Origin of the sequence: Anabaena catenula FACHB-362 (assembly GCF_014698735.1) — a bacterium.
Classification (GTDB): domain Bacteria; phylum Cyanobacteriota; class Cyanobacteriia; order Cyanobacteriales; family Nostocaceae; genus Anabaena; species Anabaena variabilis_A.
Window position 1 is genome coordinate 64,382 of the sequence record NZ_JACJTQ010000023.1, and the last position, 16,133, is coordinate 80,514.

Here is a 16,133-nt window from a genome sequence, read left to right on the forward strand (position 1 = left end):
GCCTCCTGCCTCCTAGGACTAGTGCATCACCCCCAGTAAAAACTAATCTAATAGCTATAATTTCTTGTTAAGTTAAATTAAACCACAGTGATAATTACCTTAAATTACTATGGTTGATTAAATTTTTGTATCAAATGATTCAGTGTTCCGGAGTAAACATACCATGCAGCAGCTTGTTGAAGAAATTGAAAAAATTGATTTCCAGAGTGAAAAATACAAAGACGCATATAGCCGTATTAACGCCATCGTGATTGAAGGGGAACAAGAAGCCCATGATAATTACATCCAACTGGCTGAACTGCTACCGGAAAGTAAAGACGACCTGATTCGCTTATCGAAGATGGAAAGCCGCCACAAAAAAGGATTTGAGGCTTGTGGACGCAACTTGCAAGTCACACCAGATATGCAATTTGCTCAGGAGTTTTTCTCAGGACTACACCAAAATTTTCAAACCGCAGCCGCAGAAGGTAAAGTTGTTACTTGCTTGCTGATTCAAGCTTTAATTATTGAATGTTTTGCGATCGCTGCATACAACATCTACATCCCCGTCGCTGATGATTTTGCCCGCAAAATCACAGAAGGTGTAGTTAAAGAAGAATACAGCCATCTTAACTTTGGTGAAGTTTGGCTGAAAGCACACTTTACCGAATCCAAAGCTGAATTAGAAACAGCCAACCGCCAAAATCTGCCCCTGGTATGGAAAATGCTCAACCAAGTAGCAGATGATGCCCACGTCTTGGCAATGGAAAAAGAAGCCTTAGTGGAAGATTTCATGATTCAATACGGTGAAGCATTAAGTAACATCGGCTTCACAACTCGTGATATTATGCGTCTCTCAGCTTACGGACTCCTACCTGTCTAAATATTCCCATAGGGGTGACTAACCTGTTACCCCTGAGGGAAAAATTAAGGTAGCATCTATCTTCCCAACTAAATGCCTAAAACCGGGAGTGTAATTACGAATTACGAATTACGAATTACGAATTATTTGGACACTTTGTGTAGTATTTTTAAGAGTTAGGTATTATCTCTTACCCGCTAATTTCCCGCTTTTGACAGCACACGCCTAATATATCACTACATGTTTGGTCTAATTGGACATCTGACTAGTTTAGAACACGCTCAATCCGTAGCTCAAGAATTGGGATACCCAGAATATGCCGATCAAGGGCTAGATTTTTGGTGTAGCGCTCCGCCGCAAATTGTTGATCACATCACAGTCACCAGCATCACTGGGCAAAAAATTGAAGGACGGTATGTAGAATCTTGCTTTTTGCCGGAAATGCTGGCCAATCGCCGCATTAAAGCAGCAACACGCAAAATTCTGAATGCTATGGCTCATGCTCAGAAGCATGGCATTGATATTACGGCTTTAGGTGGATTTTCCTCAATTATTTTTGAGAACTTTAATTTAGAGCAGTTTAGCCAAGTCCGTAACGTCAAATTAGAGTTTGAACGCTTCACCACAGGCAATACCCATACAGCCTACATTATCTGTCGGCAAGTAGAAGAAGCCTCCAAACAACTAGGAATAGAACTGTCGAAAGCAACTGTGGCGGTGTGTGGTGCAACTGGGGATATTGGTAGTGCAGTTACACGCTGGCTAGATAAAAAGACAGATGTCCAAGAACTACTGCTGATAGCCCGTAACCAAGAACGTCTCCAAGAATTGCAAGCTGAACTGGGACGAGGTAAAATTATGGGTCTACAGGAAGCACTACCCCAAGCCGATATTGTCGTTTGGGTTGCCAGTATGCCCAAAGGTGTAGAAATTGACCCCACAGTGTTGAAACAACCCTGTTTACTGATTGATGGTGGCTATCCGAAAAACTTAGGGACAAAAATTCAGCATCCTGGTGTGTATGTGTTAAACGGTGGAATTGTTGAGCATTCCCTAGATATTGACTGGAAAATTATGAAAATTGTCAATATGGATGTACCAGCACGCCAGTTGTTTGCTTGTTTTGCGGAATCAATGCTGCTGGAATTTGAGAAGTTATACACAAACTTTTCTTGGGGTCGCAATCAGATTACCGTAGACAAAATGGAGCAAATTGGTCAAGTATCGATTAAACATGGATTTAGACCACTATTAGTTTAGGTAATGGGGATTGGGGACTGGTGACACAATTTTGGATTTTGGATTTTGGATTGTTTTTATCAACTCCAATCTAAAATATAAAATTTTTCTCCCCTGCTCCCCTGCTCCCCTGCTCCCCTGCTGCCCATCTCCCTATTCCCTATTCCCTAACTATGGCAATTACTGAGCGCAAACCGCTACTGTTGGATTTTGAAAAGCCGTTAGCAGAATTGGCTACCCGGATTGACCAAATTCGGAAACTTGCAGAAGAAAATGGCGTTGATGTTTCTGGTCAAATTCGCCAACTGGAAACAAGGGCTATGAAATTGCGTGAGGAAATTTTTAGTAGTCTCACCCCATCTCAGAGACTGCAAGTAGCTCGACATCCACGCCGTCCTAGTACTCTAGATTATATTCAGGCCATCAGTGATGAATGGATGGAGTTACATGGCGATCGCTGTGGAGGTGATGATCCAGCTTTAGTTGGTGGTGTTGGTCGTTTGGGTGGACAACCTGTGGTGATGTTGGGACATCAAAAAGGCCGGGATACTAAAGATAATGTCGCCCGGAATTTTGGTATGGCTGCACCGGGTGGCTACCGTAAAGCCCTGCGGTTAATGGAACACGCCAACAAGTTTAGTATGCCGATTGTGACATTTATTGACACACCAGGGGCTTGGGCGGGTATAGAAGCCGAACATCAAGGACAAGGAGAAGCGATCGCTTACAACTTACGACAAATGTTCTGTTTTGATGTGCCAATCCTTTGCACAGTCATTGGTGAAGGCGGTTCTGGTGGGGCTTTGGGTATTGGAGTGGGCGATCGCTTATTGATGTTTGAACACTCTGTTTACACCGTTGCTACCCCAGAAGCCTGTGCCGCTATTTTGTGGAAAGATGCCAGCAAAGCCCCTCAAGCAGCTGTGGCATTAAAAATAATCTCCCACGACTTGAAAAACTTGGGAATTATTGACCAAATATTGTCTGAACCCATCGGTGGCGCTCATTCTGACCCCCTGAGTGCAGCTACAACTCTCAAACAAGCCTTGTTGGAAAACTTGGACGAACTTAATCGTTTAACCGCCCCAGAACGCCGCCAACTCCGCTATGAGAAATTCCGCAAAATTGGTGTCTTTACAGAACTCGCTCACTAACTAAAAATAATAGCCACAATCCCATAGCACTACAGCAGTGCTATAATTGCCTAGGGCTGCTTAAAGATTTTTAACAATCTGATCAGCTGTAGGCATTTGTGTGTTAAGCAAATAAATTCCATTTAATGGATTAGTTTGCGTAGTATTCAGTAATCGGCCTTGAGTTGACGACCAAATTTTCCAGGCAGATACTTGTTCTCCTGACTGGAAAAATTAATGGTAGGAAATATACCCATAATGGCAATGCATCATAGCACTTGTCAGAAAACAATAATCGGATTTTTAGATTTATTTAACTTATGGGTGGCTGGTGGCTCACAGCACTGCCAAAAAATGGGGAGATAAAATGAGTTTTGAGCAAAAACGACGCGCTTTGATTACCGGAGCCAGCAGCGGAATAGGCAAAGCAACAGCTTTGGCCTTTGCAAAGGCAGGAATAGATGTCGCCTTGGTTAGCCGTTCTGAGCATAAATTGGCGGCTGTGGCGAAAACAGCTACAGAAATCGGTGTAGAAGCAAAAGCCTTCACTCTGGATTTAGCTTGCGTTTCCCAAGTACAAGCAAAAATCCAAGCGATCGCTCTTGAATTTGGCAACATAGATATTCTGGTAAACAATGCTGGTATGGGATACACCGCCAATTTGAGCGAAACCCCCCTAGAAGATTGGCAACAGGTGATTAACTTAAATCTCACTAGCGCCTTTCAATGCATGATGGGAATTTTGCCAGAAATGCGGCAACGGGGTACAGGCACAATTATCAATGTCGCTTCCATAGCTGCCAAACAAGCCTTTGCCGGTTGGGGAGCCTACTGCGTTAGCAAAGCTGGCTTACTCTCCCTTTCTCAAACTCTAGCTCAAGAAGAACGAGTCCACGGCATTCGTGTAACTGCTATTTGTCCGGGTTCTGTCAATACCGAAATTTGGGACACAGAAACAGTTGATGTTAACTTTGACCGTTCAAAAATGTTAACCCCAGAAATTGTGGCTCAGACGATTCTCCACACTGTCTTACTCCCACAGGAAGCAGTAATTGAAGAATTAACTCTGATGTCAAATGCTGGTGTTCTTTAATTGGTAATCGAGTCATTTTTTTTCATGACCAATTACCAATTACCAATTACCAATTACCAATTACCAATTACCAAATTTACCAGAATTCAATCATGACTATCGCTAGTTCCAACGGTTCCAATCGCTCGACATCTCCTTTGATTCCTGACTTGGCAGAAGCCATCGATACCAGACCTGACCGAAATACTCATGATGGGCGGCAACCAAATTTGCATCCGCCTACAGAGGAACATACGGAACACATGATGGAGGCGGTGCGGGCAATACTAGTAGGCGTTGGCGAAGATCCAGAACGAGAAGGACTCCTAAAAACACCCAAGCGCGTAGCGGAGGCGATGCAGTTTCTCACCAGTGGCTACAACCAATCTCTAGAAAAGCTCGTCAATGGAGCCATCTTTGACGAAGGGCATGACGAGATGGTGCTAGTAAGAGATATTAATTTCTTTAGCTTGTGTGAACATCATATGCTGCCATTTATGGGCAGAGCGCACGTTGCTTATATCCCTAATCAAAAAGTTGTGGGATTGAGTAAACTAGCCCGGATTGTAGAGATGTATTCCCGCCGATTGCAAGTACAGGAGAGACTAACCCGACAAATCGCTGAAGCAGTTCAGACAATTCTCGAACCTAAAGGGGTTGCTGTTGTCATGGAAGCCAGCCATATGTGCATGGTGATGAGGGGTGTGCAGAAACCAGGTTCTTGGACAGTTACCAGTTCTATGGTGGGTGTATTCCAAGAAGAGCAAAAAACCCGTGAAGAATTCTTCAACTTGATTCGCCATCAAGCATCATTTTTCTAGGCATTGGGGACGTGGGGAGATGGGGAGATGGGGTGACGCGGGGACGCGGGGACGCGGAGACACGAGGAGAAATAATTACCTTCTACACCCTGCCCCCTGCCCCCTGCCCCCTGCCTTCTATCACCTGTCACCTATTTCCTAGCCTTTGAAACAATAGGGCTACTTTGTCTAAATCTTTATCACCTGGTGAACGTTCTACACCGCTTGATAAATCAATCCCATTGGGTTTTACCTGACTTAAAGCGTCTAAAATATTATTTGGTGTCAGTCCTCCAGCTAAAAACCAAGGACAAGTGGGGCTGAATTCCTGTAGTATCTGCCAATCTAAGGTTTGACCTGTACCCCCTAAGTGTTGAGGATGATAGGCATCAAGTAGTAAGGTATCTACAAATTTAGTATAGTTAGCCGCTGTTTGTAGATGCTCAAGATTGCGAACTCTCATCGCTTTAATTATTTCTACTTGGGGCAGAGATTGACGCAATTGGTAGCAAAACTCTGGTGATTCATCTCCGTGTAACTGGACACCAGTCAAACCTGATGCCAAAACTGTTTGGCTAATTTCAGTAATGCTGGTGTTGGCGAAAACACCAATTCTATCAATCTTGCTAGGGAGTTGAGCCACTGCTGCCTGGATTTGCTCTATGGTGACGTAGCGAGGTGAGGTAGGGACGCAAATAAATCCTAGTGCTGTTGCACCGAGGGTAGCTATCGCTATAGACTGCTGTGGTTGAGTAATGCCGCAAATTTTAACCCGCATTGTAAGCCTGAAAAATTAAAAATAATCACAAATAATCACAAAATGAGCCTAAGCTTGGTCAAAAACTTTTGCTTTGTCCTGTGTAATTTTATAATTTTGTAGGTTTACATTCATTTTTTCATTTTAGGAGAATACACCTTGATATCATCTATCTTACTAGCCGCTGCTGCATCCGTTCCCGCAACACCCGTGTGGAGTCCTACCGTAGGTATCATTATCAGTGCCAGCAGCCTAGTAGTACTTTTACTAAGTTTTGCGATTAAATATCCCAAAGTTGGACCACAGATGCCTTTACTCCCCGTTAGTATTCCCACCTTCATTGGTGCAATGGCTTTTGGTCATGTAATTGGTATTGGCATTGTTTTGGGACTGACTAATATTGGTCGTTTATAAGCTCTAGTTGATACTCTCTTCCTAAAAAGAGTAAAAATGAGGCGGTAGGTCAGAATCAAATTACCTACCGTCCTGTCTAGCTTAATTTTAGATTTTTAAACGGTAAAGTTCTCAATGGTGCTTCCTGCGGAATCCTACACCAACGGCAGGGGGCAGCTATGCTGAAGGCAGGAGGCAGGGGGCAGGGTGCAGGGTGCAGGGGGCAGGGAGAAAGAGGGTTTTAATCTACTTAATTGCTGATCAAACAAACTCTCCGCGTCAGAGCGTCCCACCGTCACCGCGTCACCCCATCTCCCCATCTCCGTATCACCCTATCTCCGTATCACCCCATCTCCGTATCAGCCCTAAAGTAGAGTTAGACGCGGTTTCTGTGGAAATTCTTGATGAGGAATAAAATGTAAGTAAGAACTAAACAAAAGGTCAATATGCGATTACTACATACAATGTTACGAGTGGGCAACCTGGAAGAGTCCTTAAAATTTTACTGCGAACTTCTAGGAATGAAATTACTGCGCCGCAAAGATTACCCAGGTGGAGAATTTACCCTGGCTTTTGTCGGCTACGCAGAGGAAAGTGAACAAGCAGTAATTGAACTAACCTATAATTGGGGAGTAGAAAAGTACGAATTGGGGACAGCTTACGGTCATATTGCCCTTGGCGTGGATGATATTTACAGCACCTGTGAGGAGATTAAAAATCGTGGTGGTAAAGTTGTCCGGGAACCAGGCCCAATGAAACACGGTGCTACAGTAATTGCTTTTATTGAAGATCCAGATGGGTATAAAATTGAACTAATTCAACTGAGCAGCCAAAGCTCATCCGCCACACAAGAATCACCTCAACAGCTTGTCAGTAAGTAAATTTCAGGTCAAAGTACCAGATATATCCCCATCTTCAATCTTGATGGTGGGGAACTTATTAGCAAAATTATTTAAGTATATAATTAAGGACTCTAACCGGAGATGATAGGAAATGTATGAATTATGAAGTATATTTTTCTGCTTTCTATATCAATCACCAAATCCTAAATTAAAATCACAAATCTAAAATCACAAATCTAAAAATCTCAAGATGCAGCCTACAGATCCTAATAAATTTACTGATACAGCCTGGGAAGCCATTACTAAATCTCAGGATATAGTCCGTGCTTATCAACAACAGCAATTAGAAGTTGAACATTTAATTATTGCTCTTTTAGAAGAATCTACTAGTTTAGCTACCAATATTCTCGCTCGTGCTGAAGTTGATCCTGTTCGCTTACAACAGCAATTAGAAGCTTATACCCAACGTCAGCCGAAAGTCGGTAAAAGTGATCAGCTTTACTTAGGGCGCAATTTAGATTTGCTACTTGACCGTGCTGAAGAAATTCGCGTCAGAATGAGAAATGAGGAAATTGCTGAAGGGCATATACTCCTAGCTTTTGCGGAAGATGAACGCATTGGGAGACGGATATTTAAAGGCTTAAATGTAGACATCGCCAAGTTAGAAGCTGCTGTCAAAACTGTTCGCGTTACCCAAAAAGTGACTCAAAAGGTGGGAGAAGCAGAATCTGCGGATGCACCTTATGAAGCTTTAAAACGGTTTGGACGAGATTTGACAGAACAGGCAAAAGCTGGAAAATTAGATCCTGTGATTGGGCGTGATGATGAAATTCGCCGGGTAATTCAAGTTTTATCTCGTCGTAGCAAAAATAACCCTGTTTTGATTGGGGAACCGGGAGTGGGTAAAACGGCTATTGCTGAAGCTTTAGCTCAAAGAATGGTCAACGGCGACGTTCCCGAATCTCTGAAAAACCGCCAATTGATTTCTTTAGATATCGGTAGTTTGATTGCTGGGGCAAAATACCGAGGTGAGTTTGAAGACCGTTTAAAAAATGTTCTCCGTGAAGTTATTGAATCTAATGGGCAAATAGTTCTCTTTATTGACGAACTCCACACCGTCGTTGGTGCTGGTGCTAACCAACAAGGCTCAATGGATGCTGGTAATTTGCTTAAACCCATGTTGGCGCGGGGTGAGTTGCGTTGTATTGGTGCGACGACTTTAGATGAATATCGCAAATACATTGAAAAAGATGCAGCTTTAGAGCGTCGTTTTCAACAGGTATATGTAGACCAACCAACGGTAGAAAATACTATTTCTATTCTGCGGGGTTTAAAAGAACGCTATGAAGTACATCATAATGTGAAAATTTCTGACTCGGCTTTGGTAGCAGCCGCAACTCTCTCAGCCCGTTATATTGCTGATCGGTTTTTACCAGATAAAGCCATTGATTTAGTTGATGAAGCCGCAGCGAAGTTAAAAATGGAGATTACCTCCAAACCTGCGGAATTGGAAACTATTGACAGGCGTTTGATGCAGCTAGAAATGGAAAAACTGTCATTATCAGGAGAAGAGAAAGGAATTTCCCAAACTAGAGAGCGTTTAGCGCGAATTGAGGAAGAAATTGCCACTTTAACTGTAAAACAGCAAACATTTAATGAGCAATGGCAGGGTGAAAAGCAGTTATTAGAAGCTATCAGTGTTTTAAAGAAAGAAGAAGATGCTCTGCGGGTGCAAATTGAACAAGCCGAACGGGATTATGATTTAAATAAAGCTGCCCAACTTAAGTATGGCAAATTGGAGGGAGTGCAGCGCGATCGCGAAATTAAAGAAACAAAACTGTTAGAAATTCAAAGCCAAGGTTCTACTCTGTTGCGCGAACAAGTTACCGAAGCCGATATTGCCGAAATTGTCGCCAAATGGACAGGAATCCCCGTCAATCGTCTTTTGGAATCAGAACGGCAAAAATTACTCAAATTAGAACTTCATTTACACGAAAGAGTAATCGGACAAGAAGAAGCCGTTTCCGCCGTCTCTGCGGCTATTCGTCGCGCCCGTGCAGGGATGAAAGACCCCTCCCGACCCATTGGTTCTTTCTTGTTTATGGGACCAACTGGCGTAGGTAAAACCGAACTCGCCCGTGCATTAGCTCAGTTTCTCTTTGATTCCGAAGATGCCTTAGTGCGTTTAGATATGTCCGAGTACATGGAAAAACACTCGGTTTCCCGCCTGGTGGGTGCGCCTCCAGGATACATCGGTTATGAAGAAGGTGGACAACTTTCCGAAGCAATTCGCCGACATCCTTACTCAGTGGTGCTTTTAGATGAAGTAGAAAAAGCCCACCCCGATGTATTTAATATTTTGTTACAAGTCTTAGATGATGGTAGAGTTACTGATTCACAAGGACGGGCAGTAGATTTCCGTAATACTGTCATAGTAATGACTAGCAATATCGGCAGTGAACATATTCTCGATGTAGCTGGTGATGATTCCAAGTATGATATGATGCGTAACAAGGTGATGGATGGTTTGCGAAGTCACTTCCGCCCTGAATTTCTCAACCGCGTCGATGACATTATTCTCTTCCACACCCTCAACCGTTCCGAAATGCGGCATATTATCCGCATACAACTCAAGCGGGTGGAAAATCTGCTACGAGAACAGAAAATATTTTTTGAAATTTCCCAAGCTGCTTGTGATCACCTGGTAGAAGCTGGTTATGACCCAGTATACGGCGCACGTCCCCTAAAACGGTCAATTCAGCGAGAAGTAGAAAATCCCCTCGCTACTAAGTTACTGGAGAATACCTTTGTTTCGGGTGATACAATTATCATTGATATGGGTAAAAATGGTCTAACTTTTAGTAAAAAACAGCCTGTAGCCGTACCTTCTACTATAAAGTTGTTGGAAGCATCATCGGAAGTGTAAAATACACCAAGTGTAAGTCTTGAATCAGCTTGTCGAATATGAGATATAACTGTTTGTCTTTATACTCAGTAAATAATCATGTCTCTTGACTTGACTGTTGCCATACCAACCTATAATGGGGAAAGCCGTTTACCCAAAGTTATAGAGCATTTGCAAAGCCAACAGGGAGTAGAAAACCTGAAATGGGAAATTTTAGTTATTGATAATAACAGTACAGATGGCACGGCACAGTTAGTTCAAAATTACCAAACTAACTGGAATCATCCATATTTGTTAAAGTATTTATCCGAGATTCAACAAGGTGCAGCCTTCGCTAGAGCTAAAGCTATTCAAGAAGCACAAAGTGAAATTATCTGTTTCTTAGATGATGATAATTTACCTGCACCTAATTGGATTTTAGAGGCTTACAAATTTGCTGTAAATAATCCTCAAGCTGGAGCGATCGCTAGTAGAATCAGTGGTAAGTTTGAAGTGAATCCTCCAGAAAATATTAAACCAATCATATTCTATCTAGCAATTACAGAAAGAGGTGAAAAACCCCATTTATTTGAACCCCGAAAACAGGGATTTCCGCCAACTGCGGGGTTAGTTGTTCGTCGTCAAGCATGGCAAGATAATGTTCCCAAACAACCTTTTTTGATTGGTAGAGTTGGTTCATCAATGCTAGGTAGCGAAGATGCGGAAGCGTTATGTTATATCCAAAAAGCTGGTTGGGAAATTTGGTATAATCCAGCCATGCAAGTAGAGCATATTATCCCAGCATCACGGTTAGAACGAAATTACTTAATTTCTCTGACGCAATCCGTTGGTTTAGCTCGTCATCATTTACGAATGTTGATATTACCAATCTGGCAAAGACCTTTTGCTTTTGTATTCTATCTGCTAAATGATGCCCGAAAATTAATACTATATTACATTCGTCATCGGACAATAATTGCGAATGATGTTGTTGCTAGTTGTGAATTAGAAAGACTTTTTGCTACTTTCATAAGTCCTTTTTATTTGTTGCAGGTAAAAATTAATAGATATCAGAAAAAATCATAATGACTACTATCATATCTGTAATCATTCCGGTATTTAATGGTGAAAAAACTATTAAAGAAACAGTTGACTCAGTTTTAAACCAAACATTTACTCAATTTGAATTAATCATCATCAATGCTGATTCAACCGATTCAACATTAGAAATTATTTCTCAAATTCAAGATCCGCGAATCAAAATATTTTCCTATCCTCAAGCCAATGTAGCTGTAAATCGGAATCGGGGTTTTCATCATTCGATTGGTGAGTTTATTACTTTTATTGATGCAGATGATCTTTGGACACCCGATAAATTAGAAGCCCAATATAACGCACTACTAGAAAATCCTAAAGCTGCTGTTGTTTATAGTTGGACTAAGTGCATAGATAAAAATGGTAAATCTTTGTCAATAATTTGGCCTCGTGTTCAATGGACAGGAGATGTTTATGATAAATTTCTGTTATTTGATTTCATTGGTTCTGGTTCTAATGCCATGATTCGCAGAAATGCTTTAGAAGTAACGGGTTTGTTTAATGAGTCGCTCAGTAATGCACAAGATACAGATATGTGGATACGGTTAGCAGCAAGCTATGATTTTATTGTTGTTACACAGCCACAAATTTTATATCGGATTTCTCCTATTTCCATGTCTTCTGACTTTTTAGGGTTTGAAAAATCAGCTTTACAAATAATTACACAAGCTTTTAACCACCAAAAAGCTGCCTCTTTACAGCATCTCAAGCCGCACAGTATTGCTAATTTATATAAATACCTGAGCTACAAAGCACTAAATGTACCTCCAGGGAAGCAAAAAACGCTACAAGTTTTCAGGGTGATTATTAAATCTATTACAACTGATGTAAAACTAATAACTAAACCTATCATCTATAAAGCGTTCTTGAAACTGTTAGCCATGACTTTACTTCCTCCAGAGTGGGCTAAAAGCTTATTTAATAAGTTTCCCAAACTTGGTAATACTAGCACATTTTTAAGTTATGGAAAAAGTGCTTAGTTTATAGTATGAAAAGTGTAATTTCTGTCATTATTCCTGTTTATAACGGGGAAAAAACCATCAGAGAAACGCTTGAATCAGTTCTAAATCAAAGTTTCTCACTAATAGAAGTGATCATTATTAATGATGGTTCAACTGATGCCACATTAGAGATTATTCAAAGTATTTCTGATTCTCGCTTACAGGTATTTTCTTATCCAAATTCAGGTATAGCTGTTAGTCGTAACCGAGGAATAGCAAAAGCTTCAGGTGAATATATTGCTTTCATTGATGCAGATGATCTTTGGAAACCTGATAAACTAAAATTCCAAGTCAATACACTCGAACAAAATTCTGAAGCTGCTGTAGCTTATAGTTGGTGTGATCATATTGATGAATCGAGTCGATTTTTACGTTCAGGTAGTCGCTTCACAGCAAATGGTGATGTTTATTCTAAGTTGTTAGTTGCAAATTTTTTAGAAAATGGCTCTAATCCTTTAATCCGCGCAGATGCTTTAGCTTCAATTGGTGGATTTGAAGCATCACTAAGTCCAGCTGAAGATTGGGATTTGTGGCTAAGATTAGCTAGACAATATCACTTTGTAGTCATACCATACCCACAAGTATTATATAGAATATCATCTACTTCTTTGTCTTCTAATATCCTTAAAATGGAAGTAGTGAGTCTGCAAATTATTAAATGTGCCTTTAGTCAAGCACCTGAATCATTACAGCATTTAAGTAAGTATAGTATTGGGAATTTATATAAATATTTACTATATAAAATTCTGGAAAAACCTTCAGAAAAAAATACTCCTATAATTTGTTTAAGATTTCTCTGGAATATAGTTAAAAATGATTCATCTATACTATTCTCAAAACTATTTGTTAAAATATTGTTGAAAATTTTGATGATAACTTTACTAAATAATCATCAAAAGCAGGTTTTTATGCAAAAATTTAGACGTTTTTCAGATACTAGCACCTTATTGGGATATTTGAAATTTGATAATACTTGAATACAAAGGTTAATATGTATGCCTCTAATATCTGTGATTATTCCTGTTTATAATGGTGAAAAAACAATCAGGAAAACTATTGATTGTGTTTTAAAACAGAGTTTTTCATTATTAGAAATAATAGTTATTAATGATGGGTCAACTGACGCAACATTAGAGATTGTTCAAAGTATTTCTGACTCTCGGCTACAGGTATTTTCTTATGTAAATTCTGGTTTATCTGCGAGTCGAAATAGAGGTTTAGTTCATGCTTCAGGTGAATTTATTTCATTTATTGATGCTGATGATCTGTGGACATCTGATAAACTAGAGGATCAAATAAAAGCACTACAAGAAAATCCAAAAGCTGCGGTAGCGTATAGCTGGACAGATTATATTGATGGTGATGATAAATTTATAAAACGTGGCAGACATAGTACAATTACAGGAGATGTTTATACTAAGCTGCTGCTATTTAATGTTTTAGAAAATGGTTCTAATCCTTTAATTCGTAAAGAAGCTTTCAATACAATTTGTGGTTTTGATGAATCACTTCCTGCGGCTGAAGATTGGGATATGTGGTTGCGTTTAGCAGCAAAATATGAGTTTGTAGTAGTTCCCAAAGCGCAAATATTATATAGACTATCTATGCACTCAATGTCTACCAATCTGAAAAAACAAGAAGCAGGATGTTTAGAAGTTATAGAACGTGGTTTTGCTAATCCAAAAGCAGAGTCTCTAAGACATCTCAAAAAAGATGCTTTATCTAATATTTATAAATACCTAACGTTCAAATCTCTAGAAGCATCTCCAGATAAACTAAACCGCTGGATATCTGTAGGATTTTTGTGGAATTGTGTGCGGTATAATCCTGCTGTGCTTAAACAACACAAAATTATGTTGATAGCAGTTTTAAAAATAGCTTTTCCTGGATTGTACGTAAGGATTCAGCCGTTTTGGAAAGGCAATAACTAAACCTCAAAAGAATTAAGTAGTGAAATCCGCATCAGTATTAGGGGGGAAACAAGCCTTGAAAGGGCAAGCGATCGCACTCACGATACTATTAAAATTCAGAATAAGCGAATTTTATTAAACCAAGGTTATGTTAGAACAAGGAACCATCAGTATTCATACTGAGAATATTTTCCCCATTATCAAGAAGTCCCTTTACTCAGACCACCAAATATTCCTGCGGGAACTCGTATCTAACGCAGTAGATGCCATCCAAAAGCTAAAAATGGTAGCCCGTGCTGGGGAGTATAATGGAGACATTGGTGAAGACGAAATTCAAATTGCCATTGATAAAGACAACAAAACCCTCTCCATTACCGATAATGGTATCGGCATGACAGCCGAGGAAGTAAAAAAATATATTAACCAAGTTGCTTTCTCTAGTGCGGAAGAATTTATTCACAAGTATGAAGGTAAATCAGACCAACCGATAATTGGTCACTTTGGTTTAGGCTTTTACTCTTCCTTCATGGTGGCGCAAAAAGTAGAGATTGATACTCTCTCATACAAAGAAGGTTCTCAAGCAGTACATTGGACTTGTGATGGTTCCCCAGCATTCACCCTAGAAGAGTCAACCCGCACCACTCGCGGGACTACCATTACTCTCACTCTCCAAGGAGAAGAAGAAGAATTTTTAGAAGCAGCACGCATTAGAAACCTTGTCAAGACTTACTGCGACTTCATGCCAGTGCCGATTAAACTGGATGGTGAAGTATTAAATAAACAAAAAGCAGCTTGGCGGGAGTCTCCCAGTAATCTAACAGACGAAGATTATTTAGAATTTTACCGCTATCTGTATCCATTTCAAGAAGAACCCCTACTTTGGGTGCATCTGAATACAGATTATCCCTTTATTATTAACGGGATTATGTATTTCCCGAAAATGCGTCCTGATGTCGATGTGACTAAAGGACAAATAAAGTTATTCTGCAATCAGGTTTTTGTCAGTGATAACTGTGAAGAGATTATCCCCCAATTTTTGATGCCCATGCGGGGAGTAATTGATAGCACTGATATACCTTTGAACGTTTCCCGTAGTGCTTTACAAGGCGATCGCACAGTTAAAAGAATCGGCGACTACATAGCCAAGAAAGTAGGCGATCGCTTAAAGGAACTATACCGCGACAACCGCGAACAATACATCAGTGCCTGGAAAGACCTGGGAACCTTCGTAAAATTTGGTGTTCTTAACGACGACAAATTCAAAAAACAAGTTGAAGACATCCTCATTTTCCGCAGCACCGCCAAACTAGAAACCAAACCAGCCGAAACTCCCACCGTTGAAGTACAATCCTCAGAAGGCGATGTTTGGCAAGATGTCACTTCCACCTCATCCAACACTGGCATACCCTACACAACCCTGAAAGAGTACCTAGAACGGAACAAAGAACGCCACGAAAACCGCGTTTTCTACAGCACCGACGAAGCCACCCAAGCCACATACATCCAACTACACAAAAACCAAGGCTTAGAAGTCCTGTTTATGGACTCCTTCATCGATACCCACTTTATTAACTTCCTCGAACGTGAATATCAGGATGTTAAATTTACGCGGGTAGATTCTGACCTTGATAATACCCTGCTCGATGACAAAGCAGGCGAAATAGTTGACCCCACAACCAACAAAACCAAGAGTGAATCAATTAAAGAATTATTTGAAAAAGCACTCAACAAACCCAAAATCAACATCCGCACCGAAGCCTTAAAATCAGATGATCCCCAAGGAACACCACCCGCAATGGTGTTGTTACCAGAAATTCTCCGTCGTCTGCGGGAAATGAACGCCATGATGCAACAGCAAAACAGCGAATTTCCCGAAGACCACATTTTACTCGTCAATACTGCTCACCCGCTAATTCAAAACCTGGCAAATCTGAGCCAAGGTAGTATCATTCAAGGTGATGGCCAGTCGCCTACAGAGCAATTGGTGAAAATGATTTGTCAACACGTCTACGACTTAGCGTTGATGTCCCAAAAGGGTTTTGACGCTGAAGGCATGAAATCCTTTGTGGAACGTTCCAACGACGTACTCACCAAACTCACAGAACAAGCCAGCAAATAAACAATCAACAATTAATTTTTCGTTCCCATACTCTGTTTCTCGTTCCC

14 protein-coding genes are annotated in these 16,133 nt (G+C 40.7%); 13 read left to right on the top strand and 1 reads right to left on the bottom strand.

Annotated elements, in window-relative coordinates; genetic code table 11:
- Positions 1-163: 163 nt before the first annotated feature.
- The 5 genes from H6G68_RS15710 (at position 164) to folE (ending at position 5,106) form a co-directional block, all read left to right on the top strand.
- Entirely contained in the window at positions 164-862 is a 699-nt protein-coding gene (locus H6G68_RS15710) for an aldehyde oxygenase (deformylating) (protein WP_190907478.1), read from the top strand.
- 219 nt (positions 863-1,081) lie between these two features.
- The gene (locus H6G68_RS15715) at positions 1,082-2,101 is read left to right on the top strand and encodes a long-chain acyl-[acyl-carrier-protein] reductase (RefSeq protein ID WP_016952716.1); all 1,020 of its coding nucleotides are present in this window, start codon (positions 1,082-1,084) and stop codon (positions 2,099-2,101) included.
- 152 nt (positions 2,102-2,253) lie between these two features.
- Positions 2,254-3,234, top strand: a complete 981-nt coding sequence (locus tag H6G68_RS15720; RefSeq protein WP_190907479.1) for an acetyl-CoA carboxylase carboxyltransferase subunit alpha — start codon at positions 2,254-2,256, stop codon at positions 3,232-3,234.
- A gap of 346 nt (positions 3,235-3,580) precedes the next feature.
- Complete coding sequence (locus H6G68_RS15725; protein ID WP_190907480.1) at positions 3,581-4,306, top strand: SDR family oxidoreductase; 726 nt, start codon at positions 3,581-3,583, stop codon at positions 4,304-4,306.
- Between the two features lie 92 nt (positions 4,307-4,398).
- The gene (gene folE, locus H6G68_RS15730) at positions 4,399-5,106 is read left to right on the top strand and encodes a GTP cyclohydrolase I FolE (protein ID WP_190907481.1); all 708 of its coding nucleotides are present in this window, start codon (positions 4,399-4,401) and stop codon (positions 5,104-5,106) included.
- 127 nt (positions 5,107-5,233) lie between these two features.
- Here folE and H6G68_RS15735 read toward each other — a convergent pair whose 3' ends face one another.
- On the bottom strand, positions 5,234-5,863 hold the full coding sequence (locus H6G68_RS15735) for a phosphoribosylanthranilate isomerase (RefSeq protein ID WP_190907482.1): 630 nt from the start codon (positions 5,861-5,863) through the stop codon (positions 5,234-5,236).
- 138 nt (positions 5,864-6,001) lie between these two features.
- Between H6G68_RS15735 and psaK the strand changes: the two genes are divergently transcribed.
- From psaK to htpG, 8 genes are all read left to right on the top strand, one after another.
- The gene (psaK, locus tag H6G68_RS15740) at positions 6,002-6,256 is read left to right on the top strand and encodes a photosystem I reaction center subunit PsaK (protein ID WP_071191679.1); all 255 of its coding nucleotides are present in this window, start codon (positions 6,002-6,004) and stop codon (positions 6,254-6,256) included.
- 425 nt (positions 6,257-6,681) lie between these two features.
- The gene (gloA, locus tag H6G68_RS15745) at positions 6,682-7,116 is read left to right on the top strand and encodes a lactoylglutathione lyase (RefSeq protein WP_190907483.1); all 435 of its coding nucleotides are present in this window, start codon (positions 6,682-6,684) and stop codon (positions 7,114-7,116) included.
- Positions 7,117-7,327: 211 nt separating this feature from the next.
- A complete protein-coding gene (gene clpB / locus H6G68_RS15750; RefSeq protein WP_190907484.1) occupies positions 7,328-10,003 on the top strand; it encodes an ATP-dependent chaperone ClpB in 2,676 nt (891 codons plus the stop codon).
- Between the two features lie 78 nt (positions 10,004-10,081).
- Entirely contained in the window at positions 10,082-11,047 is a 966-nt protein-coding gene (hpsE, locus tag H6G68_RS15755; protein WP_190907485.1) for a hormogonium polysaccharide biosynthesis glycosyltransferase HpsE, read from the top strand.
- On the top strand, positions 11,047-12,036 hold the full coding sequence (locus tag H6G68_RS15760; protein ID WP_190907486.1) for a glycosyltransferase: 990 nt from the start codon (positions 11,047-11,049) through the stop codon (positions 12,034-12,036). Before hpsE ends, H6G68_RS15760 begins: the two co-directional genes overlap by 1 nt.
- Positions 12,037-12,044: 8 nt before the next feature.
- Positions 12,045-13,034: a glycosyltransferase gene (locus tag H6G68_RS15765; protein WP_190907487.1), complete on the top strand. Its 990-nt coding sequence runs from the start codon at positions 12,045-12,047 to the stop codon at positions 13,032-13,034.
- Between the two features lie 18 nt (positions 13,035-13,052).
- On the top strand, positions 13,053-13,988 hold the full coding sequence (locus tag H6G68_RS15770) for a glycosyltransferase (protein WP_190907488.1): 936 nt from the start codon (positions 13,053-13,055) through the stop codon (positions 13,986-13,988).
- A 127-nt stretch (positions 13,989-14,115) separates the two neighbouring features.
- Complete coding sequence (gene htpG / locus H6G68_RS15775; protein ID WP_190907489.1) at positions 14,116-16,086, top strand: molecular chaperone HtpG; 1,971 nt, start codon at positions 14,116-14,118, stop codon at positions 16,084-16,086.
- The last annotated feature ends 47 nt before the right edge of the window (positions 16,087-16,133 follow it).

Bases quoted from the DNA above. Each gene is read 5' to 3' on its own strand.
- htpG (WP_190907489.1), top strand. From the start codon at position 14,116: ATGTTAGAACAAGGAACCATCAGTATTCATACTGAGAATATTTTCCCC.
- H6G68_RS15720 (WP_190907479.1), top strand. From the start codon at position 2,254: ATGGCAATTACTGAGCGCAAACCGCTACTGTTGGATTTTGAAAAGCCG.
- clpB (WP_190907484.1), top strand. From the start codon at position 7,328: ATGCAGCCTACAGATCCTAATAAATTTACTGATACAGCCTGGGAAGCC.
- H6G68_RS15770 (WP_190907488.1), top strand. From the start codon at position 13,053: ATGCCTCTAATATCTGTGATTATTCCTGTTTATAATGGTGAAAAAACA.
- folE (WP_190907481.1), top strand. From the start codon at position 4,399: ATGACTATCGCTAGTTCCAACGGTTCCAATCGCTCGACATCTCCTTTG.
- H6G68_RS15715 (WP_016952716.1), top strand. From the start codon at position 1,082: ATGTTTGGTCTAATTGGACATCTGACTAGTTTAGAACACGCTCAATCC.
- H6G68_RS15725 (WP_190907480.1), top strand. From the start codon at position 3,581: ATGAGTTTTGAGCAAAAACGACGCGCTTTGATTACCGGAGCCAGCAGC.
- hpsE (WP_190907485.1), top strand. From the start codon at position 10,082: ATGTCTCTTGACTTGACTGTTGCCATACCAACCTATAATGGGGAAAGC.
- H6G68_RS15710 (WP_190907478.1), top strand. From the start codon at position 164: ATGCAGCAGCTTGTTGAAGAAATTGAAAAAATTGATTTCCAGAGTGAA.
- gloA (WP_190907483.1), top strand. From the start codon at position 6,682: ATGCGATTACTACATACAATGTTACGAGTGGGCAACCTGGAAGAGTCC.
- H6G68_RS15765 (WP_190907487.1), top strand. From the start codon at position 12,045: ATGAAAAGTGTAATTTCTGTCATTATTCCTGTTTATAACGGGGAAAAA.
- H6G68_RS15735 (WP_190907482.1), bottom strand. From the start codon at position 5,863: ATGCGGGTTAAAATTTGCGGCATTACTCAACCACAGCAGTCTATAGCG.
- H6G68_RS15760 (WP_190907486.1), top strand. From the start codon at position 11,047: ATGACTACTATCATATCTGTAATCATTCCGGTATTTAATGGTGAAAAA.